At 51.2% G+C, this 25,963-nt stretch carries 29 protein-coding genes and 4 pseudogenes; 1 reads left to right on the top strand and 32 read right to left on the bottom strand.

The features are described 5' to 3' along the window. Nucleotides 1-212: 212 nt before the first annotated feature. The 3 genes and pseudogenes from D9980_RS05520 to D9980_RS05510 all read right to left on the bottom strand — a co-directional run. A complete protein-coding gene (locus tag D9980_RS05520; protein ID WP_024485967.1) occupies nucleotides 213-584 on the bottom strand; it encodes a hypothetical protein in 372 nt (123 codons plus the stop codon). A gap of 6 nt (nucleotides 585-590) precedes the next feature. Beyond that, a complete protein-coding gene (locus tag D9980_RS05515; RefSeq protein ID WP_024485966.1) occupies nucleotides 591-1,109 on the bottom strand; it encodes a hypothetical protein in 519 nt (172 codons plus the stop codon). Nucleotides 1,110-1,448: 339 nt separating this feature from the next. Then, nucleotides 1,449-1,616 (bottom strand): annotated as a pseudogene (locus D9980_RS05510) (isocitrate/isopropylmalate family dehydrogenase); the annotation flags it as partial. 164 nt (nucleotides 1,617-1,780) lie between these two features. Between D9980_RS05510 and D9980_RS05505 the strand changes: the two are divergent. Next, on the top strand, nucleotides 1,781-1,984 hold the full coding sequence (locus D9980_RS05505) for a hypothetical protein (protein ID WP_121606663.1): 204 nt from the start codon (nucleotides 1,781-1,783) through the stop codon (nucleotides 1,982-1,984). 193 nt (nucleotides 1,985-2,177) lie between these two features. Here D9980_RS05505 and D9980_RS05500 read toward each other — a convergent pair whose 3' ends face one another. From D9980_RS05500 to D9980_RS05370, 29 genes and pseudogenes are all read right to left on the bottom strand, one after another. Next, a complete protein-coding gene (locus tag D9980_RS05500; RefSeq protein WP_238393689.1) occupies nucleotides 2,178-2,465 on the bottom strand; it encodes a hypothetical protein in 288 nt (95 codons plus the stop codon). Nucleotides 2,466-2,575: 110 nt separating this feature from the next. Next, on the bottom strand, nucleotides 2,576-4,261 hold the full coding sequence (locus tag D9980_RS05495; protein ID WP_121606662.1) for a prophage tail fiber N-terminal domain-containing protein: 1,686 nt from the start codon (nucleotides 4,259-4,261) through the stop codon (nucleotides 2,576-2,578). 62 nt (nucleotides 4,262-4,323) lie between these two features. Then, nucleotides 4,324-7,746: pseudogene (locus tag D9980_RS05490) on the bottom strand (DUF1983 domain-containing protein); the annotation flags it as partial. Nucleotides 7,747-7,826: 80 nt separating this feature from the next. After that, a pseudogene (locus tag D9980_RS05485) lies at nucleotides 7,827-8,425 on the bottom strand (tail assembly protein). Nucleotides 8,426-8,484: 59 nt separating this feature from the next. Further along, nucleotides 8,485-9,165, bottom strand: a complete 681-nt coding sequence (locus tag D9980_RS05480; protein ID WP_121606660.1) for a PDZ domain-containing protein — start codon at nucleotides 9,163-9,165, stop codon at nucleotides 8,485-8,487. Nucleotides 9,166-9,206: 41 nt separating this feature from the next. Next, on the bottom strand, nucleotides 9,207-9,923 hold the full coding sequence (locus D9980_RS05475) for a C40 family peptidase (RefSeq protein ID WP_121606659.1): 717 nt from the start codon (nucleotides 9,921-9,923) through the stop codon (nucleotides 9,207-9,209). Between the two features lie 141 nt (nucleotides 9,924-10,064). Next, nucleotides 10,065-10,583: a hypothetical protein gene (locus D9980_RS26635; RefSeq protein ID WP_162304237.1), complete on the bottom strand. Its 519-nt coding sequence runs from the start codon at nucleotides 10,581-10,583 to the stop codon at nucleotides 10,065-10,067. Between the two features lie 100 nt (nucleotides 10,584-10,683). Continuing rightward, on the bottom strand, nucleotides 10,684-11,436 hold the full coding sequence (locus tag D9980_RS05470; protein WP_121606658.1) for a phage minor tail protein L: 753 nt from the start codon (nucleotides 11,434-11,436) through the stop codon (nucleotides 10,684-10,686). A gap of 9 nt (nucleotides 11,437-11,445) precedes the next feature. Next, a complete protein-coding gene (locus tag D9980_RS05465; RefSeq protein WP_121606657.1) occupies nucleotides 11,446-11,799 on the bottom strand; it encodes a phage tail protein in 354 nt (117 codons plus the stop codon). Beyond that, nucleotides 11,799-15,209: a tape measure protein gene (locus tag D9980_RS05460; RefSeq protein ID WP_121606656.1), complete on the bottom strand. Its 3,411-nt coding sequence runs from the start codon at nucleotides 15,207-15,209 to the stop codon at nucleotides 11,799-11,801. The genes D9980_RS05465 and D9980_RS05460 overlap by 1 nt, the downstream gene beginning before the upstream one ends. A 34-nt stretch (nucleotides 15,210-15,243) precedes the next feature. Beyond that, nucleotides 15,244-15,525 carry a DUF4035 domain-containing protein gene (locus D9980_RS05455; RefSeq protein WP_094981909.1) on the bottom strand — a complete coding sequence of 94 codons (282 nt, stop codon included), beginning with the start codon at nucleotides 15,523-15,525 and terminating at the stop codon, nucleotides 15,244-15,246. Next, nucleotides 15,525-15,944 (bottom strand): phage tail assembly chaperone, encoded by a 420-nt coding sequence (locus D9980_RS05450; RefSeq protein WP_121606655.1) that lies wholly within the window; start codon nucleotides 15,942-15,944, stop codon nucleotides 15,525-15,527. The genes D9980_RS05455 and D9980_RS05450 overlap by 1 nt, the downstream gene beginning before the upstream one ends. A 15-nt stretch (nucleotides 15,945-15,959) precedes the next feature. After that, nucleotides 15,960-16,211 (bottom strand): Ig-like domain-containing protein, encoded by a 252-nt coding sequence (locus tag D9980_RS27235; protein WP_314726178.1) that lies wholly within the window; start codon nucleotides 16,209-16,211, stop codon nucleotides 15,960-15,962. 3 nt (nucleotides 16,212-16,214) lie between these two features. Then, nucleotides 16,215-16,661, bottom strand: a pseudogene (locus D9980_RS27230) (phage tail tube protein); the annotation flags it as partial. Between the two features lie 57 nt (nucleotides 16,662-16,718). Continuing rightward, nucleotides 16,719-17,042: a DUF3168 domain-containing protein gene (locus D9980_RS05440; RefSeq protein WP_238393688.1), complete on the bottom strand. Its 324-nt coding sequence runs from the start codon at nucleotides 17,040-17,042 to the stop codon at nucleotides 16,719-16,721. 20 nt (nucleotides 17,043-17,062) lie between these two features. Next, complete coding sequence (locus D9980_RS05435) at nucleotides 17,063-17,509, bottom strand: HK97-gp10 family putative phage morphogenesis protein (protein WP_121606652.1); 447 nt, start codon at nucleotides 17,507-17,509, stop codon at nucleotides 17,063-17,065. Further along, on the bottom strand, nucleotides 17,506-17,844 hold the full coding sequence (locus tag D9980_RS05430) for a phage head closure protein (RefSeq protein WP_059199687.1): 339 nt from the start codon (nucleotides 17,842-17,844) through the stop codon (nucleotides 17,506-17,508). The genes D9980_RS05435 and D9980_RS05430 overlap by 4 nt, the downstream gene beginning before the upstream one ends. A 9-nt stretch (nucleotides 17,845-17,853) precedes the next feature. Next, entirely contained in the window at nucleotides 17,854-18,171 is a 318-nt protein-coding gene (locus D9980_RS05425) for a head-tail connector protein (RefSeq protein ID WP_121606651.1), read from the bottom strand. A gap of 84 nt (nucleotides 18,172-18,255) precedes the next feature. After that, nucleotides 18,256-19,470 carry a phage major capsid protein gene (locus tag D9980_RS05420; protein ID WP_121608958.1) on the bottom strand — a complete coding sequence of 405 codons (1,215 nt, stop codon included), beginning with the start codon at nucleotides 19,468-19,470 and terminating at the stop codon, nucleotides 18,256-18,258. Nucleotides 19,471-19,488: 18 nt separating this feature from the next. Then, nucleotides 19,489-20,088, bottom strand: a complete 600-nt coding sequence (locus D9980_RS05415) for an HK97 family phage prohead protease (protein WP_121606650.1) — start codon at nucleotides 20,086-20,088, stop codon at nucleotides 19,489-19,491. Continuing rightward, complete coding sequence (locus tag D9980_RS05410) at nucleotides 20,081-21,301, bottom strand: phage portal protein (protein ID WP_121606649.1); 1,221 nt, start codon at nucleotides 21,299-21,301, stop codon at nucleotides 20,081-20,083. Before D9980_RS05410 ends, D9980_RS05415 begins: the two co-directional genes overlap by 8 nt. Beyond that, nucleotides 21,291-21,452, bottom strand: a complete 162-nt coding sequence (locus tag D9980_RS26825; protein ID WP_021805898.1) for a hypothetical protein — start codon at nucleotides 21,450-21,452, stop codon at nucleotides 21,291-21,293. The genes D9980_RS05410 and D9980_RS26825 overlap by 11 nt, the downstream gene beginning before the upstream one ends. Further along, nucleotides 21,449-23,200 carry a terminase large subunit gene (locus tag D9980_RS05405; protein WP_121606648.1) on the bottom strand — a complete coding sequence of 584 codons (1,752 nt, stop codon included), beginning with the start codon at nucleotides 23,198-23,200 and terminating at the stop codon, nucleotides 21,449-21,451. The genes D9980_RS26825 and D9980_RS05405 overlap by 4 nt, the downstream gene beginning before the upstream one ends. 3 nt (nucleotides 23,201-23,203) lie before the next feature. Beyond that, the gene (locus D9980_RS05400; RefSeq protein WP_121606647.1) at nucleotides 23,204-23,701 is read right to left on the bottom strand and encodes a phage terminase small subunit P27 family; all 498 of its coding nucleotides are present in this window, start codon (nucleotides 23,699-23,701) and stop codon (nucleotides 23,204-23,206) included. Nucleotides 23,702-24,090: 389 nt separating this feature from the next. Next, nucleotides 24,091-24,441, bottom strand: a complete 351-nt coding sequence (locus tag D9980_RS05390; RefSeq protein WP_121606645.1) for an HNH endonuclease — start codon at nucleotides 24,439-24,441, stop codon at nucleotides 24,091-24,093. A 104-nt stretch (nucleotides 24,442-24,545) separates the two neighbouring features. After that, on the bottom strand, nucleotides 24,546-24,857 hold the full coding sequence (locus D9980_RS05385) for a hypothetical protein (protein ID WP_121606644.1): 312 nt from the start codon (nucleotides 24,855-24,857) through the stop codon (nucleotides 24,546-24,548). Nucleotides 24,858-24,942: 85 nt separating this feature from the next. Further along, nucleotides 24,943-25,173, bottom strand: coding sequence for a hypothetical protein (locus tag D9980_RS27225; RefSeq protein ID WP_121606643.1), 231 nt, complete (start codon nucleotides 25,171-25,173; stop codon nucleotides 24,943-24,945). After that, on the bottom strand, nucleotides 25,142-25,480 hold the full coding sequence (locus D9980_RS05375) for a DUF2570 family protein (protein WP_121606642.1): 339 nt from the start codon (nucleotides 25,478-25,480) through the stop codon (nucleotides 25,142-25,144). The genes D9980_RS27225 and D9980_RS05375 overlap by 32 nt, the downstream gene beginning before the upstream one ends. Continuing rightward, the gene (locus tag D9980_RS05370) at nucleotides 25,477-25,962 is read right to left on the bottom strand and encodes a lysozyme (protein WP_305000456.1); all 486 of its coding nucleotides are present in this window, start codon (nucleotides 25,960-25,962) and stop codon (nucleotides 25,477-25,479) included. The genes D9980_RS05375 and D9980_RS05370 overlap by 4 nt, the downstream gene beginning before the upstream one ends. Nucleotide 25,963 lies beyond the last annotated feature (1 nt).

Here is a 25,963-nt window from a genome sequence, read left to right as displayed (position 1 = left end):
GTACTTCTTAGGGCGTATTTCACCGACTACGCTCGCAATAGTTAACATTTTTCAAGGGTGGATATAGCCGCTAGCGATCTGCAACCATTCATTATTGAAATAAGATTTAGGCCAATTGAACTCAGGATGTAAAAAAGCCAGCATTAATGCTGGCTAGGTTAGATTAGATTAGATTAGATTAGATTAGATTAGATTAACTATAGGGGTATCGTTTAAAGGCAGCCTTTTATACCGGAAATTAATATTTTCTTACTACCCCAAATTCTATCCCCGTTATGGTAAAAAACGACTCTGCTTTTACCATCAACTGAAGGTGAAACATCAACTATTTCTGTATAATTAAGAGTATATAGTGTTATCATATCGCCGGTGTTTCGCTGACTGACACCAGCTGCGGTAAGTCCCATGTGAACATCACTGTTTTGCCAAGCATTTTTTATACATGCTGCCGTAATTTCCGTATTCATAGATGAGGTGTATTCACTATCCATCCCGTTATACGCTCTTCCAGACTCAACGTTGGCAATGAAACAACCAGATAAAGCGACAGGAAGGATGAGGGCAATCCATTTATAAACTTTCATTTTTCCTCACATTAGCAAGTATTTATTTGCAGCAGCTTTAAAATTGTTTAATTCTTGAGCGGCATCATTATTAACAGATATTTTTTGCATAAAGGCGACCCAGTCTGCGTATGTATCTATAAGTGCTGCTTTTTCCTGTTCATTCATTGGCACTGACTTTAGCTGTTGGAATTGTTGTTCTGAAAATTTAATAGCATTTTCGCGCGTTGTTAATGTACATGCGTGTACTTCTTCTATGTACGCTTGATCTGCTTTAGCTTGAGCGGTTTTTAGCTTTTTTGCCCCTATATCATTGAATAAACTAGCTAGAGAGGCCATTTGTTGCAAGTTGTTGATGAAGTCAGATTTACCAACCGTATCACGCTTCACATTTTCAGTTATATTAGGGCATTCAAACCTATGAAGATCCCAACCTTTACCTGTTACATCATATGTGCAACCTGATAAAAGAACCGTTCCTAAAAGAATAAAAGTTAAACTTACCGTCCTCACATCCTCATCTCCATACCTAACATTTTGTAACATCCTAATGCCAATAGAACACAAAAGAAAGTGAGAAAAACAGCAATCGGAACTAGCTAGTCATCTTTGTGATGAATAGAGCCCCCCCAGAAGTACCGTGCCGCGTTGGCGGTCTTTGCCGTACTGATGCCAGCGTTGTTTGCGTAGTGGTTACCAGGAATTTGTTAATCATCTCGACAATAACTTTCAAAACCGAGGTACTAATCTACTTGAATGAGATTTTAGCGGTTGGTTATTAGGCATGAAAAAGCTCATCTTTTACGCAGTCTTGCGGAGAGGTTTTTGAGGGTAAAAAAAACGGGAACCATCAGGCTCCCGTTATCAATCAACGCTAAATCACACTTACATGTGTTTAACGATAGCGTCGCCAAACTCGCTACATTTCAGCAGTTTAGCGCCTTCCAGCTGACGCTCGAAATCGTAGGTCACGGTCTTGGCAGCGATAGCGCCTTCCATGCCCTTAACGATCAGGTCAGCAGCTTCGAACCAGCCCATATGACGTAACAGTAGATAGCCGAAAAATCTATAACCATATGATTTATATTAATATAAACACTGATTTGTCATGACTTAACCACATTTGGTATAGTTTATAAGTCATTGATTACTTGATAAGTAAAGCGAGTTTTGATAACCGGTTTTAACCCCCTACAGCATGAAGAAGCGAGGCTAACATGACCAAAAGCGAAACCAAAGAAAGGTGCAGGGACATTTATCTTGCATGGGAAGGTCGCCATGAGCATGGACCAGCAAAAGGAATGCTTTTCCAAGCGCATATGCGAACACAGCCTGATTTCCTTTTTTTCACCTACGGCCGTAACAGCATGCATCAGGTTGTTCAGGGCTGGGTTGATGAATGGGAGCAAAGATTCCAATAAGCGCCATCATGTAGCGCACCGTCATGGGGTGTCGGGGGTCGGAGGTTCGAATCCTCTCATGCCGACCAATATTCGATAGAGAAACCAACCACTTACGGTTGGTTTTTTTATGCCTGGAATTTGGCAATGGTAAAACGATGGTAAAATGATGGTAAAACTGCCGACATAAAAGCCATTTTCGCGACGTTCAAAATCAAAAAAGCGTGAAGTTATCATCAAACTCATCAGCATGCCTTTCAACGCTCCGAAGGATCATGATGTAGTCAATCCCCTCACTAAGTGACACTGGCCGCTCTATCTCAAAGATAAAAGCATTATCGTATGCTTTCCCCAGCCAGTAACCACCGCCACATTCCTTTGGCCGCTGAATGAACATCACTCTACCGGGTGGAATGTAATCTCGCGTTTCCCCACGATAGAGGATGTCATAATCCCCGTCTTTGCAACCCATACAACCCTCACAAAACAACTGTTCATACATACAGTATAAGCATGGCGTAATCATTGTGTGAAGATCGATTTGGCTGGTGAATGATAGGATACTGATCAGCAAAGAAAGATATATGGCCGGGATTTCTCCCGGCCTTGTTACTATTCCTTAGGCTCTTCGTTCGGGGCGGGGACATCACCCGGTGCCGGTTCTTCGCCACCCTCCAGCTCAGTTACTTCCGGGGTGACTTCCGGCACTTCGTCCTCCGGTACCGGCTCATACTCTGGCTCATCGCCTCCAGGCATCTCGACACGCAGATCAATCCAGCGACCTGCAGGGATGTCGATCGGCTGACCTTCCTTGTATCCAGTCTTAACGTTCTGTGCGAACTTCGGCGCGGTAGAGTTAACCCGGTGGAACGTCTTGATCAGCAGGTCGCCGGTTTCGTCAACTTCGTAATCTACCCACACTAGCGGCAACTTATTGCGGTCTGTCGGGATTTCGATACCGCCATCCACCCCGCCCCACTCTGCATCAGCATTAAAGCCAAGGGTGCCAGATATGCGATAGACACCTTCGGAAACCCGCTCAGTAGTAACGCCCTGGCTCTGATCGTTAAACTCGCTCTCGCCGGTGCCAAACAGCTTCACGATCGGGGAGGCTTTCTTGATAAAGCCGTTGGCATCTACAGTGGTGTTTCCACTGTGCCAGATTGATGACCATGGCCCCCATACACCAGCTACTGACCTGCATCGGGTCTGTAAATAGGCACTTGTTGAACCCATGACCCACGACATTTCCCAGCGCGACGCGCCATCGTAACCACCTTGCAATCCAGCCCATGGTGCTGTAGTTGGAGCTCCCGGTGTATTTGCCGGATATCTAATAAACTGATTTACCCCGACATTGCTTGCATCATACACAACAGTGGATGCCGTGCTGCCGAGACCGAAGTCCCCAACCCTGACGGGGTTAGGTAAACTGCCCTCTGTCCATACCTTAATAATCTCCTTACCTAAGGTAATAACAGGGTCTGCAACCATAGTTGTAGACCAAGTCCAATTATCAGCTATATGTGTAATTGAGGTGCTGCTGATAGATGCCGATATCCCGCTTACGAATGGATTAAATTTTAGATACAAGTCAAACGAATTTGCAGATGTCTCGATTAATCCAATATCGCTAATCAACTGCGTTGACGTCACAAAACCAGGGCTATTCGTTACATATGCGCTCACTGACGCACGCCCAGGAGCATTTACTGTGGTAACTGAACCACTGCCTGTCCTGATAACTACGTCAACCAATCCATTTGCATTTGTATTTCCGTTATATGAAGCAGTACCGCCGAACGTAATAACTATTGTCTGTCCACCTTGGCCCATATTATTGATGGTGCCAACTTTACGCCAAGTTGCATTTGATACTGCTGTAGTAGGCGAGAAATTAAGTTTTTTCAAAACACCAGTGAGGCTATCAGCGCTACTTTTTGCCAATGCGGCTGATGCAGCAGCATCTGCCCGCATGCGGTCTACGGTTGCTACGATTTCCGGGTTGAGGTCGGTTTCACCGGGAATAGTCAAGAAATCGTTTAGCGTCCCAGCCTGTGAGTTTAACATCACCTGAATACCACCCACACGCTCCGGCTGGCGACCTGCGGCAGTAATCATTACATCATACTGACCAGGCTCAACGCTCAGCGTATAGCGGCCTGTAGCGTCAGTAACAGATTGAGAACGTGCCTGGATAACCACAGTCGCAGACGTTCGGACAGCGCGTAACTCGATTACTACACCCACACGCGTATCACCCATCGGTCCTTTTAATACACCGCTGATTACTGCCATATTTTTACTCTCCAATAAAAAACCCGCCGAAGCGGGTGATAGTGATTGTTAGTTTTCCATAACTACGAAGAGAATGGATTTTGCCCCTTTCGGAATGCCATTACAGCTATGGCACCTCCAGTGCCGGGAACTCCGGGGCCGGGATGAATCGTACTTGTCCAAACGTGTCCACTTGGTGCTCCAGTAATTCCGAACTCAACATCTAGCGTTCCGTTAGCTGGGACATCAATTACGATAGAACCTCTATATGTAGAATAAGAGTCATATCCTGCACCGCTCGCATTAGAACGCCAATAATCAACACCGTTTATTTTAATATAGACTTGCCCGCCCCCAGGACTCGAGCCGGTTGTGACTATATTCACATAAGGGACAACTACAACAGATGCATAAGGGAGTCCGCCGTTAAAATACCTATGATTGCTTCCATTGACGCCTACAACATAAATTGGATTCCACACTCCAACATGTACTGTATCGCCTAAAATTTTCTCGGCGAAAACAGTTCCAGTAAAATACCCATCCGCACCACGTATCTCCCCGCCGAAGTAACCGTTATATGCTCGTAACTCCCCGGCAAAGTAACCGCTATCAGCGCGCACCTCCCCTCTGGCAGAAATATCACTAAATATTGCTCTGCCATTTTGGTTTATTGCCCACCCTGTTGTCTTTGATAAGTCAGGATCCCATACATAATTTGTTGAACTTATTTCCTGAGCAATTTTCGCTGTCGTAATTGTCCCGTCTTTGATAAATGCAGAATTCATAAAGACCTGGCCACCCTCGACCGCGAACGGGCTCGATACCGCCGAGCCGGTACCGCTGGCCGTATTCAAAATAGCGAAACGGTCAGCTACTACCAACACTTGACTCTGCATACCCTCTGGCGTGTTCTCCACACCAACGCCGATCCCTGCCGTGTACAGCTTACCGTCTTCAGTTTTGCCTACCTTGACAGACCACATGTCCTGCAGCTTGCTTGCGTCCTCTATCGGCCCCAGTAAGTCCTTACCGAGCTGTGTTTGGGTGATCTGCCCGGTTAGATAGTCCAGCACGTTGCTAGCGTCGTCGCTCGATGTCCCTGCCGTCCACGCTGTCCATGGCCCGGCATTGCCGAGACGATCGACCAGGCGAGCTTGGAACCAGAAATTCACGCCAGCGGCGAGGCCAGTCATTGTGTGGCTGCGCTGTGGGTATGCGTAATCGCCCAAGTGCATTTTGCCGCTGCCGTTCGATTGGCGGCTATACCAGATCTCCGTCCTCTGTGTGTCCTCCGCACCAGGTGGAAACGCCCAATTCAGCACTATGCCAAACACCTGACCAACCGTGTTAAAGCTTGCAAGCGCGGGCGGCTCTCCGATCTTGCCCTTCAGCACCATTTCCGGTGCGTTAGCCCACACGCTCGAAATCTCTGCCGGGTTTATTGCCCGGACACGCGCCTGGTACCGGCCAGCGTAAATGCCCTGCACTTCAAAGCCCAGTGTTGAAACACGCGGACCGGGGATCCAGTTGCCGTTATCCCTGCGCCATTCCGTTTCGTATGCAATAGCGCTCTCGGCTCTGTCCCAAGTCACATAGAGCGTGGCCACCGCCAACCCCTGGATCGTCGCAGAGTTCTCTCTGATCCGGACGTTAGCCGGTGGTGCCTGTACGCCCGGAGGAATCACACTGATCGGGCGGTCTTCGATACGTGCGCCGGTGTCGATACGTGCGTACTTGTCCGGGTCGTGCTCGATGGCCGTGATATCGAACGAAACACCGTCTTCGTTTTCCGTTATACCGGTGACACGGAATTGTTGAATAGCCAGATCGGAAGCATCAACAGCCCACGCGCATTCTGCCGCTGGCGGCTCGCTGTAAGTGGTCGATACTGTTACTACCTTCCCGCTCACGGCGCTGATTGTCCTGGCCTGTGATTTGCCGCTGGGCAGGTTCACGATAAGCCGCTCACCAACCTTTGCCGAAGACACGCGATCGAGCGTGATGTTGCGGCCAGACACCGCACTGATACGGCCACCGAGTGGCCGCCCTGCCATTGCCTCATCAGCCACACCGATAATCCAGCCTGGTAGCGGGATATTGCCATCCATCCCGACCGTGAAAGAGATCACCCTGTCTTTGTCGTTGGTCAGCAACAACCATTTCCCACGGCGGATAGCTTCTGTTTGACGGGTGCAGCCGATGGCCGTTAAATCGGCCTGCTTGACGTTGTAACGCCGGATCAAGTTGTTATCGAACACTGGCTCTACAGAGTCCTGATAGCCGTTTGCAGGGTCGCTCCAGCTCACCATTGCCACACTATAGTGTGTCTTCTCACTGGCGCTGCTGTCCGTAAACAGCCCATCTTTGACGTTGGCGCGCGTGTAGATGTAGTCAACATCGCGTGGCATATCCGCCAGCGCATTCATACTGTTATTTGCCCAGTAAGTCATGCCCCGGAAGATGTTCGCGAAGTCGCGCAGAACAGTCCAGGCTTCCTCCTGCGATTGAATGTAGGCATCACAGAGAAAGCGTGGCTCGGTACCGCTGCCGCCACGACCATCGGGTACCAGTTGATCGCAATACTGAGCGATGGCGTATAAGTCCCATTTCGTCAGCGCCAGGTTCTCGGCTTTTACCCGGCTGCCGATGCTGTAGCGGTCGTTGATAAGCAGATCGTAAAACACCCAGGCGGGGTTATTCGTCCATGCCCATTTAAAGCTGCCGTTCCAAGTGCCGGTATAAGTCCGTTTTACGGGGTCGTAGGTTGTGGGGATGCGGATCACAGAGCCTTTAGGCTCGCAGGAAACCTGCGGGATACTCTGGAACTGTTTAGCGTCGAACTGCACGAATAACAGAGCCGTTTCTGGGTACCGGAGTTTCACGTCGATCTGTTCGGTGATCGACTCAATAACCATCTTATCCGCAATACGGTTGCTTGTGCTGTTGGGCGTGATCCTCCGTACACGCACCTGCCAGCCGGTGGTGGCCTTCGGTAGATTAATGCGATGGCTGCGCTCGTATTTTGTCGTGGTTTTACCATCGACCGCAGTTTTCAGCACTTCCCGGTAGGCACCGCCATCAGTGGCAACGTCGAGCGCATACTCGATGCGGTAGCCCACCACATCACCGTTATCCCACTGCTCTTGCAACTGCTGCCATGAGAAGCGAAGGCGAATAGCTGAAAGTTGGGTGTTGGTCAGCGAACGAACCCACGGGTTTAGGCTGGTGAGTTCGGTACCAACGGTTATCTCGTTCTCAACATCCGGCATGCCGGGAATGTAGTCCTGGTCGGGGGTGCCAGAACGAAACTCCCACTTCACACCAGGAAAGTTTTCCGAGCCGTCTGGGCTGATGATCGGGGTGCCATCGAGAAAGATATTTTTTCCGTCTAAGCCACCGGCCAATTCTCCCTCGGCAAGCGCAAGCAGGATTTTGGCGTAAGAGGTAGATTGCAGGGAGTCAGGGGACTCAACAGGCGTATGAGCATCACCACCGCCCCCTTGTGGCCTTCAATTGTTGCCATTAATTTTCTCCAGGCGTAAAAAAACCAGCGCTAGGCTGGCCATTGAGGAATGCAGATTGTTTACTGCTGGTCTTCGGCGAAGATCCCCGCAGAGATGATGGCACCACCGATCCGGCGCTTGCCGTAGAGAATCGGGACGGGATTACCCTGGGCGATGGTGTTCACCGGCCCGCCAAAGGCATATGACGGCTTATTATCCGGGCTTTCGCGTCGAGCTAGGCCGCCCTGCTGTGGTGAAAGCATTTGCACAACACCCCCAACATCATTGCCCCGCCCATTTGGAAACCATACATTGCGCCAGCCCAGTCGTTTGTGAATACTCCATATCCGACACTGGCTGCTACAATTACCGCGCCCAAGATGGTTTGGAAAACACCCGCCTTTTTACTGCCAATAATCATTGGTGCAATGCGGATATCATCGCTACCGGAAAACTCCAACTCATCTTTACCGATATTGTTTTTCCCTACAAATATCGAGAATGTCAGCCCCCTTTCTTTTGCTGTATGCAAAAATCGTTCAAAACCTGGAATGGTTATGGATAGCGCCTTGATTGCTTCTTGTGGCGTAGATACAACTAGTTCATGAACTCTGCCAAATGTTGCACCAAGAACGCCGTAAAGCCTAACAACCCTATATTTATTTATAGAAGTATTCATGCTCAGTCCAATAAAAAACCCGCACTAGGCGGGCTTATAAAAATACCATTTATATGCAATTAAATAATGACTGGAATTTTCACTTCAGTTCCATTTCTTAAAACGGAAAACATTAATTTATCACCTCGCGCGTGCTTATCAATTAAATTACCGTAATCAATGAGTTTAACAACGCGGTTTTCGTTTACATAAGTTATTATGTCATTTGGTTGCAAACCGTTACTTTGAGCAATTCCTCCTGGCACAACACTTCGAATCAGCAACCCAAAAGAATCTGAGGCGGATTTTGCTTCAATACCGTTTTTGGTTGCCATTCCTATAACAAATCCGAGTTTTATCGGAGCAAACTGACTAATATAGTTATTTATATCCTTGTTGAATTTCATGACCGATTCATATTGATCTGGCACGCATCCAATCATATTTGCGCATTGTATTTTTATACTTATCGCTGTAATACCATTTGGCAGTAGGGTTTTATTTACTTGACATGATGTAGCAGCTGAGCTTCCAATTGAGTTATACGTTTCAATATAATCATTGCTATATGTCTGTATCTTCATTCCGCAATTTTCATTAATCCATTGCCTAGCCCCAGACCAAGCTGCTACGCATTGCTTATCGGATTGACATATAGGAATCGTTTTTTCAATTTCAGCTTGCTGTGCTGACCTTTCAGATTTCGACACACATCCAGAAAGCCACAGGATACTAAAAATAATCAGAGTCGCCTTTTTCATTTTTACCCTTTTCCTTGTTTGATATTTCGTGAGGCAGGTTATCACTGCTTGACGACAAGATCACTATAGCGAAGCGTGATAATCGTCCTAGCCTGCCAATAACCATCGTAGGGAACATGTTTGCTGAGTTGCCCGTACATGTGGTGGAGCATAACCCCATCACCGAGATATACCCCAGCATGGTTCGGCTCGTCGGCACGTACCTGCATAATGATTACGTCACCCACCCGCAGATCGCCACTGGACGGGATAAACCCGGCCTCGGCGTAGTGCTGCATATAGAGGTTTTCGCCACGCTCCCACCAGCCGTCTGACCGCTCGAAGTTCGGTATTTCGATATCACACTCCAGCCGGTACCAATCCCGCACAATCGCGTAGCAGTCCCAGATGCCATGGACGAACGGACGGCCTAGCAATGGCTTAACGTCCTCCGTTGGCATAACCGTTCTGATATCGCCTTCTGGCCAACTGGCAATCACCCAGGGAAGTTGTGACAGGTCACATTGCGCCATATCGAGCTGGCTCGGCTGCGTGGTGGCGTCCGGGTGACTGTGAACGATAGCGGCGATCTCCCCGACATCCTCCGCTGCTGCGTAGTCCTCCGGATGCATGCTGAATTGTTCGGTAGGCTCCGCCGCGGTATTCCGGCAACGGAGATACTGCTGACGGCGGCCATTTTGCACCACCAGCCCACAGCATTCTGCCGGATAGCTTTCTTCGGCATGCAATAAAACGGCGTTGATAATGTGTTTTCTCATGACTACCTCTTTATTAAAAAAATTAGGAGAGTCACAAAACTAGGTCTGTTCGACGTTCCTTACTTTGCACGGACTAAATACGCATCCATAAATAAAAAAGCCCAGAAAAAACCGAGCTTTAATTTACAAATAAATTAAAATTTAGTTGCAGTTTAATACTGAAGTCGTAGCGGTTGTGTGTGACTCACAGCGCTTATTTCCATGAATTGAAATTGTTTTAATGGAACCATCTGATAATCTATATGAATCAACATGAACCTTCCCATCTTTACGATAGGATTCATACAGTTCTTCTTTAGCTGCATAGAAATTAATGGTTTCTTGCCTTTCCTTTTCATTCTGTAATGCAACTTTTTTTCTATACTCACTCAAAGTCAGCCCTTCTTCATCCGCTTTATAAGCATCTGTTGAATCCTCCTTCTGTTTTGCCAGTTCATCTCCAAACACTTGATGACACTGCCAGTCACCATTAGATAATTTAGTCACCTTAAAATCAGCCGTACTAAAGTAACCAGCCCAGCTTCCGTTTTGAACACGAGCATCGCTCGCGCACCTTTCACGGGCTTGGTATTCAGTTTTATGATCATTGCCATTGACTATTCCTGGAGTACAACCAGATAACAACAAGACACAGACACCCGACATGATAATTTTTTTCATTGTCACATCCCTTTTATGAATATCCCAATATCATATCAGCAGTTTAGATTTCGTAACAAAAAATTACTCACGTATTTGACCGACAACCACCGTAGAATGACTACCTTTTCAGCAATGCGGATCCAGGGAAACCGCCAAACGGCAGCGGATTACCTTTTCCCCAGCGGGGTTCGCAGCCGGTGGATAGCAGGCCAGAACAAGCATCTTTCGACGGGTCACTAACTGGCTTGCCGTCAGCGTCAAAATACTTGGTCCCGGTATACCCGCATGATGCCCCTCGGTACTGGCCACGGATGCACCAGGTGCATAGGCTGTGGATCTGCCGGGTGGGGATCATGATGCCTTGCAAGTCAGCAGGTGAAGATAGAGCAAACTGGATGCCGGTATTGCTGCCGCTGATCTTGCGATCGATATACCACACATCAACCTTTTGCTGTGTAGCGTCGGCCTGCGGGTTGCCCTCTGGAAAGTTTCGGGCATCGAGGTAATGGGCGTAGGTGTCGCGGATCGTGACTTTGAACATGGCCAGGTTTTGGTATGCCAGGCACATTGAACCCACGGTACCATCGATATTACCGACTGACAGCGTGGGACTCGGCGCGGTACCGTCGCTTGTAACCTCTAACCCCTCAATTTCCACCGGCCACGGCTTGTATTCCCGCCCGCCGAACCAGATAGATTTTGCCGGTATCTTGGTCGGATAATCACCTGCCTTTTCCAGCTCTGCCGGAGTGAACGGGATCGGGTGGCTGTGAAAGTACAACTCAGGCCCGCTGAACTGACTACCGTCAACTTCGAACAGGCGAATTTTACTCCCAGGCTCAAGCACCTGGTGATCAGCATTGATAGACATTGGTTTTTCCTACGGTCTGAAAGCTATATCAAAGGTGGCTTCGAGCTGGTACATCTGATCGCCGCTGGCATTCTTGCCCAGTGCGGTTACCTGATATTTATTGCAAGTGAACAGCCCCAATTCAAAATTAGGCGTCATCCATTTAAAGGACTTATAACCGGCATGACGTTTGAAAAAACTCCTGATCTCGAAAGTGCGCTTCCAGTCGCCGACAAATGTTAATGACCAGCTTTGGAGCTCTGTATTCAGCCCATCGCCAACCTGCTGTTTATAACCATCGCCAAATTGCACCTCGCGAACGCGGTATGAGTGATCGCCTGTAGGATTGACACGGGCGGCATAAGTGAACGTTTCGAGCGCCATTATTTGCCCCCTCTAATTGCGCTATTGATTGCCCCGCCCTGGCGCAGATCCTTATTGCGCAGTTTGACGTATTCCCTCTGAATAATTGCCGTAAACTCACGCGCAAAGCTCTCGCTCTCCCCGCCGCCAGAAACCGATGTGGAACCGTTTTCGTTAATCGTTACATAAACATTTCCGCCGGTACCGCCGCCCACGCCCGAGCCGATAGGTTCGCTGGCTGTAAGCGCCCGAACACCCAGCGAACCACCTGCAACCGGTGAAGGAGAAACCAAACCGCCATCGGCATAGCCACGCATCATGCCGTAAAGGTTCTCTACGCCGATCCGTTCCGTGGCCTCTTTGGTCATCACGAACTCGCCTCGGTGCACCACACCAGCGGGTTCATATTTACCGCCAGCGCCTGTGTAACCGCCAAGGTCATACGCTGCAAAGTTGGTGCTCAACCCCATCGCACCAGTGCTTGCCGATCCTGCTGCGCCACTAACCCCGGATGCCGCTCCACCAATGCCACCAGCAAGCCCACCGACAACACCGGTAATGGTCTGCATGATGGAACTGGTAACCAGCGCCTGCGCGGTTATATCGATAAGGTTTTGAACGATGGATTGAGTTAGGGAAGCGAAGAGGTTAGTCACCCCCTCCCTGAACGTTTGGGTACCTGTCAACAGCCCGGTAAGCATGTTGCTTGCACGTTCTGTAGTGGTCTGGAACATATCGACTGCCATCTTCTGCATATCACCTTGACTGGCATAAAATTGCAGCGATGCCTGGTAACGTTCTTCCATCGCTTCACGATCCGCCGCAACGATGAGCTGATTGGCCCGCTCCTGCGTTACCACGCCCGCCGTAGCATAGCTCTCGATCAACGCATGCCGTTTTGCCAGTTGGTTCTCGAGGTTCTGGATAGGATCGACATTACCGGCCAGCTCAGCTGTACCGGAAACCGCGTAACGTTGATTTGCCTCGGCCACAGCTTGTAGGTAGGCAGTGTTGATATCCTGCTTGCGGCGAGCCAGTTCCTCAGCACTTTTGATTTCGCCATCAGCAAGTTGGCGTTGTAGCTGCTCGTTAGCCTTTTTCTGCACGTCCGCAGCCTGGCGGTAGGGATCGGAAGCAATAGCCGCGTTGTGGTCTTCCCACCGCTGCTTTGCCTCTGCTAGCGTCTTGTTCAAACGCTCCAGCCCTGCCCGCTGTTCGTTAGTCCACTTTGTACCGGCTTCCAGAGACGCGGAGAATAAAGCCGCCGCCGCATCGCCCTCTTTCAGTCGGACGCCTTCAACCTGAATTTCCTTATTCAAGTTGGCTATCTTCTGCTGGTAATCCCCTGCCACCCCAGCGGATTTCTTGCTAGCGGAGGCTGCATCTTGCTCCGCTTTTTGCTGGGCTTTTGTCGCTGCTGTGAGGCTCTCAGTTGTTCTCTCAGCAGCAACTTTACCCGCAACATAAGCCTCATAATGACCAGGGGGAAGCTTTAGATCATCGGCCTCATAAATAGCCTGTTGCTCGGCCTTTGCTATCCCTTTTAGCCCTGCAAGTGCCTTTTCTCGCTGGACTTTTATCATTGCTGCTTGCTGCTTTTCGTCAAGCTTCGGAAGCGCCAAGCCTGCGAATTTTGGAGCTGCCACAGAGGTAGATAGGCCCGTTACTCTGTTAAGCTGCGCATACATTTCCGCAAGGCTACCAACAGCCCCCGCCAGTGCTGCGGTTTTATTTATCGATTCATTAATCGCCTGAGTACGAAGGGCTTCTGTATTACGTAATGTTTCCGTTTGCCGCTCAAGTGCAAAGTTTTTCTGGCTTAGCTGCCCCTGCGTCTCGATCATCGCCTGCTGGATGTCTTCAAGCGACATCAGCGTATTGATACGACTCATCCAGGGACTTTCTTTAGCGTCGGCCTCCATTTTCGTCAAAGCAGACAAGCTATCTTTCAGCTTGCGAACTTCTTCTTCCGTTTTGGCGATTTCAGAACGCTGCACAGCGATAGATTTTCCGGCATCTACAGCAGTGGATTCCAAGCCAGCGATCGACATGCCGGACATTTGCTTTCTGACTTGCTCAACGGTGTTGCCATAGGCCAGTGCGGTTTTTCTGGCTTGCTCATTCTTTTCATGCACGTAGTACCAAGCGGCCCCGACACCAAGCACAATCCCAGGGATCCCGCCGACGGCACTTAATAGCCCGCTACCCAGCCTTGTTCCCAGCGATGTTACGGCGTTGAGACCACTTTGAGCCGTCGTGCGGGCCGTGATGCTGGCTGCTAACTGGCCCTGTGCAACAGCAAGCTGCCTTTCTGCAATGATTTGAGCCTCAATCCCCACCGCCGCAGCCCTTGCCTGCTGAGCGCGGTAAAGCGTGGCTCGAGCTGCGGCAGTAGCTGCTTTTGTACCTTCAACCTGGGCGGCCGCAACGGCTACCTCTGTGCGATATGCCGCCAGCATCCGTCCTGTGGCTGTTTGCACACCCAAGGCTAGATTACCGAAGTAACGCACAGCGCCGATCCCGACAAGCACACCCAGACCAGTGGCAACATTATCGATATTACCTGCAAGCCCATCCATAACACCGGCAAGTGTTGTTGTAATGCCCGTGGCCTGGTTCTGTCCGCCAACCCATTCAGCAAACGCATTATTAATACGGTTAGATGCTGCGCTGACGCTGTTTGGCATCGTGTCGAATTCTTTTCGCAGCTGCCCGAGCTGGCTGATCAGTGCAGGCACGATCTTCGGTGTTGTCAGTTCGCCAGCGTCAGCCAGCCCTTTGAGGTCTTTTTGTGCAACGCCGAGACCATCCGCCAGCGCTTTCATGATCCGCTGGCCAGATTGCGCAACGGAGTTAAAGTCCTGCCCACGCAGAACGCCGCGCCCAAGTGCCTGGGAGAGCTGAGTGATCAACGATGCCGTTTCGTCAGCAGATGCCCCAGACACCTGCAGACCAGTGGCCAGCGCATCGGTGAGTGACAGGATATCTTTTGTTGTATACCCGTATTCGCGCAGCGAACTGGATGCCCGCGAGAATAGAGCGGCGTTTGATTCGAACGTTGAGCCGGTGTACTGGCTGATCTGCATCAACCCCGCCTGTGCAGCACTGAAATCCTCCGCAGAGGTGGTGGCCAGCTTCACCCGCGCATTGAGCGAGTTCCACTTGTCAGCCATGGCGATCAGGTTACCTGTAGCAAATGCCCCGGCAAACGCGCCAGCCATCGCCAATGCGCTGCTGCGGACGGTCGCCAGTTGCCCATTCAGATCGGCCAGTGCACGCTGGCTTTGCCGAGTCGCATTTTCCGCCTGGCGGTTACCCTGCGTCATTGTTCTGTGGTAATCGGCCCCCATGCGTGAGGCACGAGCGATCTCAGTCTGGAAGGAACTTGAGTTGGCCGAAATTTTAATGATTAGCTCACGCAGAGATGCCATATTTCACCCATAAAAAAACCCGCCGCAGCGGGTGTTAACTAGCCAGATTTTCCAGAAATGCCTCAAGCCCAGCGGTATCCTCTTCTTCCGCGTCTTCCTCCGCGTTCCAGCGGATCAACATATCCCCGATGGACAATGGATCTTTTGTTCGCTGGGCATTGAAAACAGCGGCGGCGATTTGCGCGGCGTGATAATCATTACGGTCATCGCCAATTGGGCTTATCCGGTCAAAGGCCATCCACATGCGCAATTCACTGACGCTGATAGATTGCTGAAGCTCGCCAAGGGTTTTGCCGAGGCGTAGAGCCAACTGCATCAAGAAGAAGGTTTCTGGCTCTCTGACTTTTTTTCAGCGTCTTCCGTCGATGTTTGCAAAGCCATTGCCTGCTTTAACAGCCGTGAATGCACCGGCCCGTAAAAGCCAAGAACTTCGGTCAGATCTTCCGGTGTGAAAACAGGCTGTTGATCTTCATCGAGCAGAACATCGATAAACATCACAGCATCAGCGCGGATGTTGCGTTGCGTCTGTTCCGTGATTGAAAGCTCAACCGCTTTTGCGCCCTCTTTTGGCTCTTCAGGCTCCATAACCTCGCGCCACCGGCCCCAACCTGCTGGCGAGGGTTCACGCAGGATCACCTTTGCCCCATTCCACTCGGCGACCTCAACCAGCTTGGTGCGAAAGCCCGCCATCGGCGCTGACACCAGCGCCTTGAGGTTTAATTTCTTTGCTGCCATGGGTTAGCGCTCCTATTAGGCTGCTGTAACGGTCACAACACACGTTGCGGTTTTAGCGCCGTCCGTGGTTTTAACGGTGATTGTTGAGGTACCAGGTGTGAGGCCGGTGATAACGCCCTTATTGGTCACCATCACATTGCCTGGGGCGGAAGATGTCCAAGTCACGCCGCGGTTAGTGGCTGACGCCGGGGCAATCGTTGGGGTCAGGGTGAGGCTGGCACCAGCGGCAACGGTTGCCGTGGATTTGTCCAGGGTGACACCGGTCACTGGAATGTTTACAGCGTAAATCCGCACAGGCTTACCAATGATGCGCAGCGTATATGAGGCAGATACGATGCCGGATGTGGCCGCACTCCAGCTGTTTTGACGCACTTCGGCAAGATAGGCAAAGCCGTTACCGGAAGGGAATACGATACGAATAGCGCGGCGGCTGTCGTCTTCATAGGCATCCATCAGGGAATCCTGGGCAGCATCGTAACCGCTCCAGTTTTTACCGATGGTCATTTCAGAGGGGGCTTTCAGGCCGTTTGTCATCTCCTGCTCTTCGGAGCACAGCGTGGTAACTTCAATATCAGCCTTTTGGCCGCCTGTGTAGCTGAGTTCCTTTGTGCTGCACGATGCGGCAAGCCAGGTAACACCAACAGGATTAGCTTCGCTGACTTCACCAGCGGAGACGCTGATCACCGTGCCTTGTGTTTTTTCATACTTACTTGTCATGTGATTTCTCCAGACATAAAAAAACCCGCCGTAGCGGGTCATGGTCAATGGTATGGGTTACTGCCACACTCGGAATTCGAATGAGGCGCGGAAAAGGCCGGTTTCGGGTTCGTGACCGCTAAATAGATGGACTTCGGCAGGTGACAGCACGGTTACCGCCGCCTCGGCCTGCTGACGTAGAGCTTTCGCCTCGTCAATGCTGCTGGCGTACACGTCGATCTGCACCATGTAGGCAGTTTCAGCGTTACCGCAGAACACATCACCCCGATTTTCATCGGGAACGGTGTAGACGATCCACGGTGGCTTTACCGCTGGCTGCCCCTCCGGCGTAAGTTTGACGACATAGGGATAAGCCTGCCCGCCCACAAGCGGTTTTAACAACGGGTTTAGATCGGCTTCGGTCATTTGGACAGTACCATATCGATCGCCTCATTGACCTTGGCAAACGCCGCCTCTGCCGCCGCCCCCTCTTTGGCATCGTATGCGGGTCGGATAAACGGTACAGGTGCCATCTTCACCGTCCCCAGCTCCACAAATCGCCAGTAGAAAGCATTTTTCGGGTTGCTGGCCTTCATCGAATTATCGCTGTTGCCCGTTCGTGGATTGCGGCCCCGGATATGCACCCCGGCAACCGCCCCACCATCTTTTGCCCGCATGTTCACAGCAACGACATTGCGCGCCAGCTTGCCGGTTTTCTTCGGCGCCCGCGCTCGAACTTCATCACGGAGCACGTTTGCACCCGCCCGCGTAGCCTGGCGTAAAACGTTGCGGTTCTCAGCTTTGCTTAACAGTTCCAAATCCTTCGAAATGTCGAGCAGACCGGAAAAATCCAGATTGCCGCTGATCATGGTTTCACCCCACTTTTACAGAGAATTTCCAGCCGGGTTCCCTTGGGATCGGGGATCGGTGGGCCGGTAATCTCCAGCACGGCCCCTTTAAACGGGCCATTCAGACACAAAAGCCGGGAGGCGGCGGTAACATCGGTGCGGTGACGCATCCAAACGCGGATAGTGGCCTCTGCCTTCTCTGCGCCGGATGCCACCAGCTCGCGCCCGCTGATCGCCTTCACCTCTGCATAAACAGTCTTGCCGTCGCGCCACTCCTCCAGCTCCTGCCCGGAAGCGAGTTCCACCGGGACAAAGTTCTGAATGGTGACACGGTGCCGCAGTCGGCCTGCTTGCATAGCGCCCCCTTACAGCGGAATAAATCGGTAGGGCTCCAGCAGAGCCTTAAACCCGAGCGGAATACTGACTTTCTGTACGTCGGCGGTATCTTCCCGATTTTCGTACCAGTGACCGACCGCCAGCATGATGGCTAGCATAATGTCATCACTGACCAACAGCCCTTCACTCTGCCCCTCGGGAACTGAGTCATCATAAAGCGTCCGATTGGTATAATTTTCAGCCTTGCGTCGGGCAGCGCCCGCATAAAGCGTTAACAGCTCATCGCCTGAATCATCATCGTCATCAAGACGACATTGCAGGCGCAATTGCTTGATGCTTGGCTTCATCAATGCTCCTTACCTGCAACCTGTTGCCAGATTGCAGGCATAAAAAAACCGCCGAAGCGGTGCGGGGATACGCCGGAATAATGATTATTTCCCGGTCAGCGCCTTGATCGCTGATGTATCTTCCAGCACACAGTCGAAACGATGGAAGGCCAGGAACGCGGTCTGATCGTACTCGGCAAAACGTTCAACCAGGCGTTTCAGTGTCATGTAGGTAATACGGCGCAGGATGAAGCGATCGAAATCACCGCAGTAAATAAACTTCTTACCCGTTGCCATGCTGTCGATCGCCTGATCGATAACGTACTGCATGCCCAGCACCGACGCAGGCGCAACACCGACAATATCTGGCAACCACAGCGGGCGTTTATTACCGTCCACCAGTTCAGTGAGCGTTTTCAGCGTGGAATCGTTGAACGCCAGGCGGAATTTTGGCCCGTTTCGGTAGGCAGGGTCAATGCTGTGTTTCAGGGTGTTGATGTCTGTCCAATCGAGCGTTACCGCCTTGGCCGCCACGGTACCGGTTACGGATACCTCAAGTCCTTTAGGCTGCACTGGTGTGCCTGAGCCGGTACCTTTAACGATGTATTTGGCTTCACCGCGCCCGATACGCTGAGCGATACGACCAGCCAGATACGCCTCGATATCAACCCCGCTATCCTGCAACAGCTCGTTAGAAACGCGGATGATTTTGGAGCTGAGTTTTTTCGCGCCAAGGATCGCGGTACCAAACTCCACATCTTGCTCAGATGCTGCGGTGTTTTCCCCCAGCAACTCCCCTTCTTCCGCCGTGCCGTCAGACGTTGACCAGGTAACGTCCTGCCCATTGGACGAGTTATAGATTTGCGCCACGCTTGCAATACCGCCGTAGGCTTTCATGGCATCGACGATTTTAGCCAACATCTGGGTAGGAACGGTGTAGCCACCCTTCTCATCTGGGGAGGTGCCTTGTGCGCGCAGCTCACGTACAGCGGCGCGCTCTTCGGCACTCAGCTCGGCAAAGCCCTGGCGCAGGAACTTATCGAACGCAGCAGCGCGGATTTCGTGCTGTTTGTGCTCAGGGTTGTCTTTGTTCAACTGCTGGCGCTGTTCATTCTGGTTATCATCAACAAAGGTCTGATCCAGTGCGCGCAATTCCTCCTCTCGGGTGATTTGCTGATCGATCTTGGTCAGTTCATCCTTGGCCTTGTTCCATTCGGTACGCTGCTCCTCCGTCCAGGCGGTATCCCCGATCTTGTCGTTGAGAGCGCGCATATCGGTGGCGATGGTGTTACGTTTTTGCTTCAGTTCGTGCAATTTGATAATAGGCATGGTCTTTCCTTACGCATTTAATAAAGTCAGCACGCGCTCGCGCGCCATTCGTTGGTTAATGGCTTTCTGCAACGCGCCACTATCACGCGCCTCCTGCCAGGCTTTCATGGATCGGACGGCTGAATCAGCCTCCTGATAGGCGGGGTAGGTCACCGGGCTTACGTCGAACAGGCGCGAAACCTTGGTAATCTCACGGATCACCACCCCTTGTTCATCCTGATACCAGTCCTCGCCATCACGGGCGACACGGAAGGAAAAGGAAGATTGGTTGATGTCGCCGCGCTGCATAGGGCTGATCACCAGATCGCGAATGGTCTGGGTTTCCGGCGCCACAATGTTGTATTGCAGCCCCCGAGCATCCACGGATAACGACAAGGTACCCGCCGAACTGCGGCCCAAGATAAAGTTGGGATCGTGGTTAAACAGGCCGCGAACGTCATCTTTGAGTACATCATCAAAAGCACCAGGCTTGATGATTTCGCGAAAGCCCCAGAGCACCTCTGAGCGGCTATCGAATACCGAGCCGTAGCCGATAATGTGCGTAGGCTGGTTTTCTTCCTGCTGGGCGCGCACCTCACCACCGTAACAGCGTGTTTCTCTGTCACTCATCGGGGTTTTCCTCTTTTTTGGGGTCTGTAAAGTCTTTGACTGGGTTGGCCGCATTGACGCTGACCAGCATTTCATCCAAGCCGTCAACCGGGTTCATATCTTCAAAGGCGCGGGCCTCGTTCCGGCTCATCCACCCGTCTGTAATAGCAAAGTGGTAGAACTGGGCGCGTTCCTGCGGGGTACCGCGTAACAGGCCAGCCAGGTTAAACCGGATGTAATACCCTGCCGCGCGCTCGACGGCTGTGAACAGGCGGCGGTTTAACTCCTGTTCCCAGTTCACGATCCACGGCATGACCGTATGGCGAACAAACTGGATGGATTGCTGGGTGATGTTGGAGAACGTTGCCTTCTCCAGGTCGTTGATCATGTGCGCCGGAATATTGAAGATCCCGGCAATCTGCGACCGGTTAAGCTTCATCAGGTCGATGAGCTGGGCATCCACCGGAGATACAGTCAGCGCCTGGTAATCCAACTCGGCGGGCAGCAGCATGGTTTTGTTTTCCTGGCTGCGTAAGGCGTGTGTGGCCTTCTGCCACATCTCTTTCAGCCGTGCCCACGACTCGGCATTCAAAGCGGATTTAACGGATACGATCCCCGCAGGCCTAGCATTGCCACCAAAGAAGTTACTGGTGTACTGCTGTCCACTCATCCCCATGCCGATCGTTTCAGCATGCTGCAGGATGGGACTCAGCCCCATTTTTTGGTTATTGCCCAGCGCCCGGATGTGGATCATGTCGTGGGGGTTAATGGCAAAGCTACCTTCTTCGTTGTATACCCCGTAGGTGTACCGGCCACCGGTATTGAGCAGCGTGGTTTGCCATGGCATGCAGGCTTCCAGCGCGGTAACTTCGCCCCGGCGAGATCGAACGATCTTTGTGTACCCGTTGCCCCACCCCAAAACGTGGCGCTCTTTGAGTTCCCGCCACTTATAGCTGGTCTGCCACTCGTTCGGCTCATCGTGCACCAGGTAAAATAGTGGATGATCCCGGCCCTGCACCACCTTGTCGCCAGTTTTACGCATCACATGCACTGGCATCTGCGCCAGCGTAGAAGACAGCACGTAGATACAGGCATAAACCGCAGCCAGTTTCATGGAGGTTTCAGGGCTGACAAAGACATCACCCGCCCGAAACCCCATATCAACACTGTCGCCAGTGATCGGGGTGGCAGGGTTTTCCAGCGATTCGCTACGGAAAAGGGCATCAAATAGCACGTTTATTCCTCCTGGCCGCCGCCAGCGCAAACGCCAGCATTGAACCGCCACCAGCCATTAGCGCGATCGCGGTGCCGTATTGCAGGTAAAGCCCTGCGACGAGCAAGCCGAAGCCGGCCAACCCGCAAAGGTCGATAATGAGTGATTTCATAGGGTCAGTAGTTCTTCGTCTGGATCGAGAGTGGAAAGGAAATCCCCCTCTCCGCCACCATTTACAAGCAGACGGCTCATTGCGATAAACATTGCGACAGGGCCATCTATCTTATTTTCTGGTGTGGATTTGTTAGGGAAGATATTTTCATTTTTGTCCGGTTTGACCGTGATATTTGACATCATCCAGGTCATTACGGGATTGCCGTCATGATGTAGGCGGCCAGCGTAAACTTTAGCCTCAGTTTCTTTCATGGCTTCGGAAAGGTTTTTCACCGTCTGAGCAACCTCGACAACTGGCACACCCTCTGCGGCAATAGCCAGGCCAAACTGTGTGGCGCTCCACGGGTCATACGCCAGCTCATTCATCGAATCACCACCAGCCCAAGCCAATGTTTCCTCTTTGATCAGCGCATGATCGACCACATCACCATCCGTAAACTCAAGGTAACCAGCTTCATTCCATTTGCGGTAAAGCTCCGCCTGCTGCTTAGAACACGCCTCCAAACGGCCTTCTGGTATCCAGAAGCGGGATTTAATGTAAATGTCACCATTTGGTGCCTGCCAGACTTTCACTGCAGCGGAAATGTCGATCTTGTTTGCAAGGTCAACCCCAAGCCACATTGGCCATGCCGCGGTAAGTAAAGACGCCCACTCATCCCGGCATTTATCCCAGCGGGACATATCCATCCAGGCATTTTCACCCTGCACCCAGATATTGAGATGCTTGGTAAAGAAGTTAATACGTGCTGCCACCTGTTCCTTGGCTTTCTTGGCCAGGCGGCGCATGTCATCCCAACGTTTACAAATGCCGAGACCCGGATTGGCTTTCGGCCAGTTGGCCTCATCAAAGGGATCGTCTTCCTTATCAAGGGTATAGATCAGAGCAAAATAACTATCATCCTTAACGGATAAGGGGTCTGGGTTGTCAAAGTTACGTAATACCTTGATAGCGTAATCACGCTGTTCGTAGCAGATGCCCTCTTTGTTAAAACCGGCCGTGGTGATAGCGAAAAGCAGTGATTGCAGACGGGCACCGGTCGCAGTCTCCAGTACATCCCAAACGTCACGGGTTTTATGGGCGTGTAGTTCATCCACGATCCCGCAATGAATATTCAAACCATCCAGATTGTTCGCATCGCTGGCTACCGGCTCGAATTTAGAGCCGGAGCGCTCCTGGTGGATGTTCAGTTTGTTGCTGCCGAACAGTCGCCCAAGCGTCTTAGGTGCCAACTTGATCATTCGTTTGGCATCGTCAAACACAATGCGGGCCTGATCGCGGGTTGTTGCTGCTGAATAAACCTCTGCACCACCCTCACCATCAGCACCGGTCATATAAAGGCCGATGCCAGAGGACAGCGTTGATTTAGCGTTCTTACGTGCGACTTCGTCATAAGCTGTACGGAATCGGCGTACAAAAACAGGATCGCCGTCGTCGTCCAGCATGGCTTCAAACGTTATTTCATTGATGAGGGGAACAACAAACCCGAACAGGTTTATAAGGATGAATATATGCCAATCCATCAGGTCGATTGGCTTGCCGGTCAGGTGTCCTTTAACATGTGGAACAAAGTTATAAAAATCGAGAATGTGCTGGGCGCGGCCTTCATCGAAGTAAACACCGCGCCCAGGGCCGTGCTCTAGATCATGAAGGAACCGCTGGCACGCCAGGCGCACCAGTTCGCCAGCAACAATATCGCCAGATACCACGCGCTCTGCGTAGCGGAATCCATCTGCAACGGTTGCCATTCATCATTTGCGCTTTTTAAGGAATTCTTCCAGTGGGTCGGCCTCTACCGGGCCTTTGGCACCGACTTTGGAGCGACTTGCGGGGGTCATACCAAACTCAGAAAGCATGGCACGAATTCGTTTCCAGACATCCGCCTTCATGATGGCGGCTGGATGCTGCTTAATCATTCTGATTTCCCGCTCTTTTCCTTCATCGGGCGCGTCTTCGCTGTATACCGCGTAGGTGTATCCTTCACGATCCAACGTGTCGCAGTGATGTCGGTACTCGACATAAGCCTCGATCAATAATTCGAGCGCCTTTGCATCAAGGGTGGTCATCACACCGACGGCATCAAGTTCCTCCCCGATCCGTTTAAACCAATACTTCCCCTGCTTATCAAAATGTTTGGGTGTTGGGGGTACCCCAGATGGCGGTTTTGGCTCGTTTTTGTTGATCGCCCGTTTTGATGGGTTCCCCTTCACTAAAGTCAGGTGTGTCGGGGTTTTCGGTGGTCCAGGCATAATCGAAAACTCCTATTAATAGCCGCTAGGGATCCCCAAAAAAAGTTTCCTAACCTGCGGCGGTGTGAAAAAAGGTAATGCGGCGGTACTTTGGGCAAAAGGTTGCAGAGATTTGATCCCCCCCCGCCCGGTGATGAGAATTGATATCATTTGATGGTGAATAATTCAAAATTCAATCATTTCACAATGGTATCAATCGGTATAAAAGTCATCGTTCAACTCCCTGCGCCGACCAGCGCTGGCGTTATGCAGGCAGGCGTTTGATGTATGCCCAGAGCCGCCACAATAGCCGCAGTGCAGATTTGCTCGCCTTGCTGAGCCGCCGAAGGTGTGCGGGCAATTGGCTTTCGTGTGTTGCTGTGAGCCACAGTATGTGCATCGCTGGTAGCTCATCGCAGTCTCTCCATTGCTGTCTTGCGGCGGTGATCTGTCCAGCACAGGCTTTCAAGATTCGAATCGTCATCGGTACCCCCATGCGCCTTGGGTACAATGTGATCCACTGTTGTAGCCGGTGTTGCCCTGCCATTACGCAGGCACTCCTGGCAGATATGGTTATCGCGCTTGAGGATACGGGCGCGGCGAATAGTCCAGTCGTTACCGTAACCACGCTGGTGCCTGCTCTTGCCCTGTTGGTGTACTTCCCAGCCTGTGTTCTGATGTTCGGTGCAGTAGCCTGAGCGGTCGGTGGTGGTATGACGACAGCCGTGCTTACGGCATGCCCTGGGTATCCTTGGTGGCATGGGGTACCTCACATAGAAAAGCCCCGGACTATGCCGAGGCTCTTGGTTATTGTTAACCTAATAAAAACATGAGGATACATGTAGTTCAAGCTACTATCGCGAAACTATTTTAGTCCCCAATCTTGAGGATAGTTATATGCTCGTTCTGACATGCTTACCGATGTTATAACATCGTTAGTGCGACCTGGTTCGAAAAGACTAGAATCCTGCCTCACAATTCCAAATGCATCTTTTTGCCTAAATGGGTCATTCAAAATCACCCCAATAACTTCTTCTTTTGTTACGGGGATCCGTACATTCTCATTAATGGCTAGCATCACGTCACTAATTTCTACAAAAAAAGGTCTGCCGTTGTTAGCCGTAAACGCGTTGCATAAGACGTTATAAAGACGCTGCCCTATATCACGTAATTCCATATCGACACCTTAATTAACAATTGAGGTGCTAGATTACTCTAAATACATATTAGAAAAAACATTATGCTCGACCTGTCAGAGGGCTTTATTTATTACCCAGAGTTTCTCTCTGCCACTTAATCAGCCCCTCAATCCGAGACGCACATACATCCAGTTCGTTCTGCGCGACCTGCAGTGCAATGACGGCATCACCGAACGTTGAGCCAGTGAACGGGGTTTTCTCGCATAGCTGCGTATATACGGCGGGCGGGTACACGTAGATAATCTGCGGGGCTGGTGCGGGTTTAACTCTCTCGGCGCAGGATGTAGATAACATCATCAGGCAAAGGCTGATTGCCACAGCCACTATGCTCCAGAGCCTCGCGTAACTTTCTGTTTTCAGCATCAGCCTTGGCTCTCTTCTGCTGTTCGATTTTCAGTTGCTCCTCGGTGGCGCGCCGGTCAGCACCAGCAGCATCATTTAGCGCTTTGATTATGCCGTCCCGATCGCCTACTGCTTCCACCAGCTTTTCATTTGCTTTATCGGCCTTATCAAGTCTGTCGGTCAGCACGGAGCTGTACCAGCCCAGCAAGATGGCCACCAACAACACACCAATAAGACCGTGCCGGGATAGATTTTTCATTTCCGCCCCCAGTTACAGATCTCTCGCTCAACTTCACGCCGATTAATAAGTCCCTTCCAGACCTTGCCACCAGCCTTATTCCATCGGCGCATTTCATCGCAAGCTCCTTTGCTGTCACCAGCATTGAGCTTTCTCAGCAGCGTGGAGGATTCGAAGGCTTTGACGCCGACGTTGTAGCTGAAACTGATCAGAGACGCCTTCTGGTATTCACTCGCTGGGATTTTTACCGATCGCTCAACTGAACGGGCAAAAGGCACCAGATCTTTATCGAGCAGTGCCCCGCATTCGCCCGAGGTATAGCGCTTGCCGATCACAATGTCGGCCCCGGTGTGCCCATAGCAAACAGTCAGTACCCCAGCTACATCACGATAAGGCTCATAGCGAACACCCTCCAGATCGGGGACCAGCACGGCAGCAATGGCAATGGTTCCACCACCAGCGGCGGCGATCAACGATTTACGCAATGTGGGTGACATTGGCATG

This window comes from Serratia sp. 3ACOL1, assembly GCF_003668775.1.
GTDB lineage: Bacteria > Pseudomonadota > Gammaproteobacteria > Enterobacterales > Enterobacteriaceae > Chania > Chania fonticola.
Note: the sequence above shows the minus strand (reverse complement) of the source record. Positions and strands in the feature narration are given on the sequence as shown.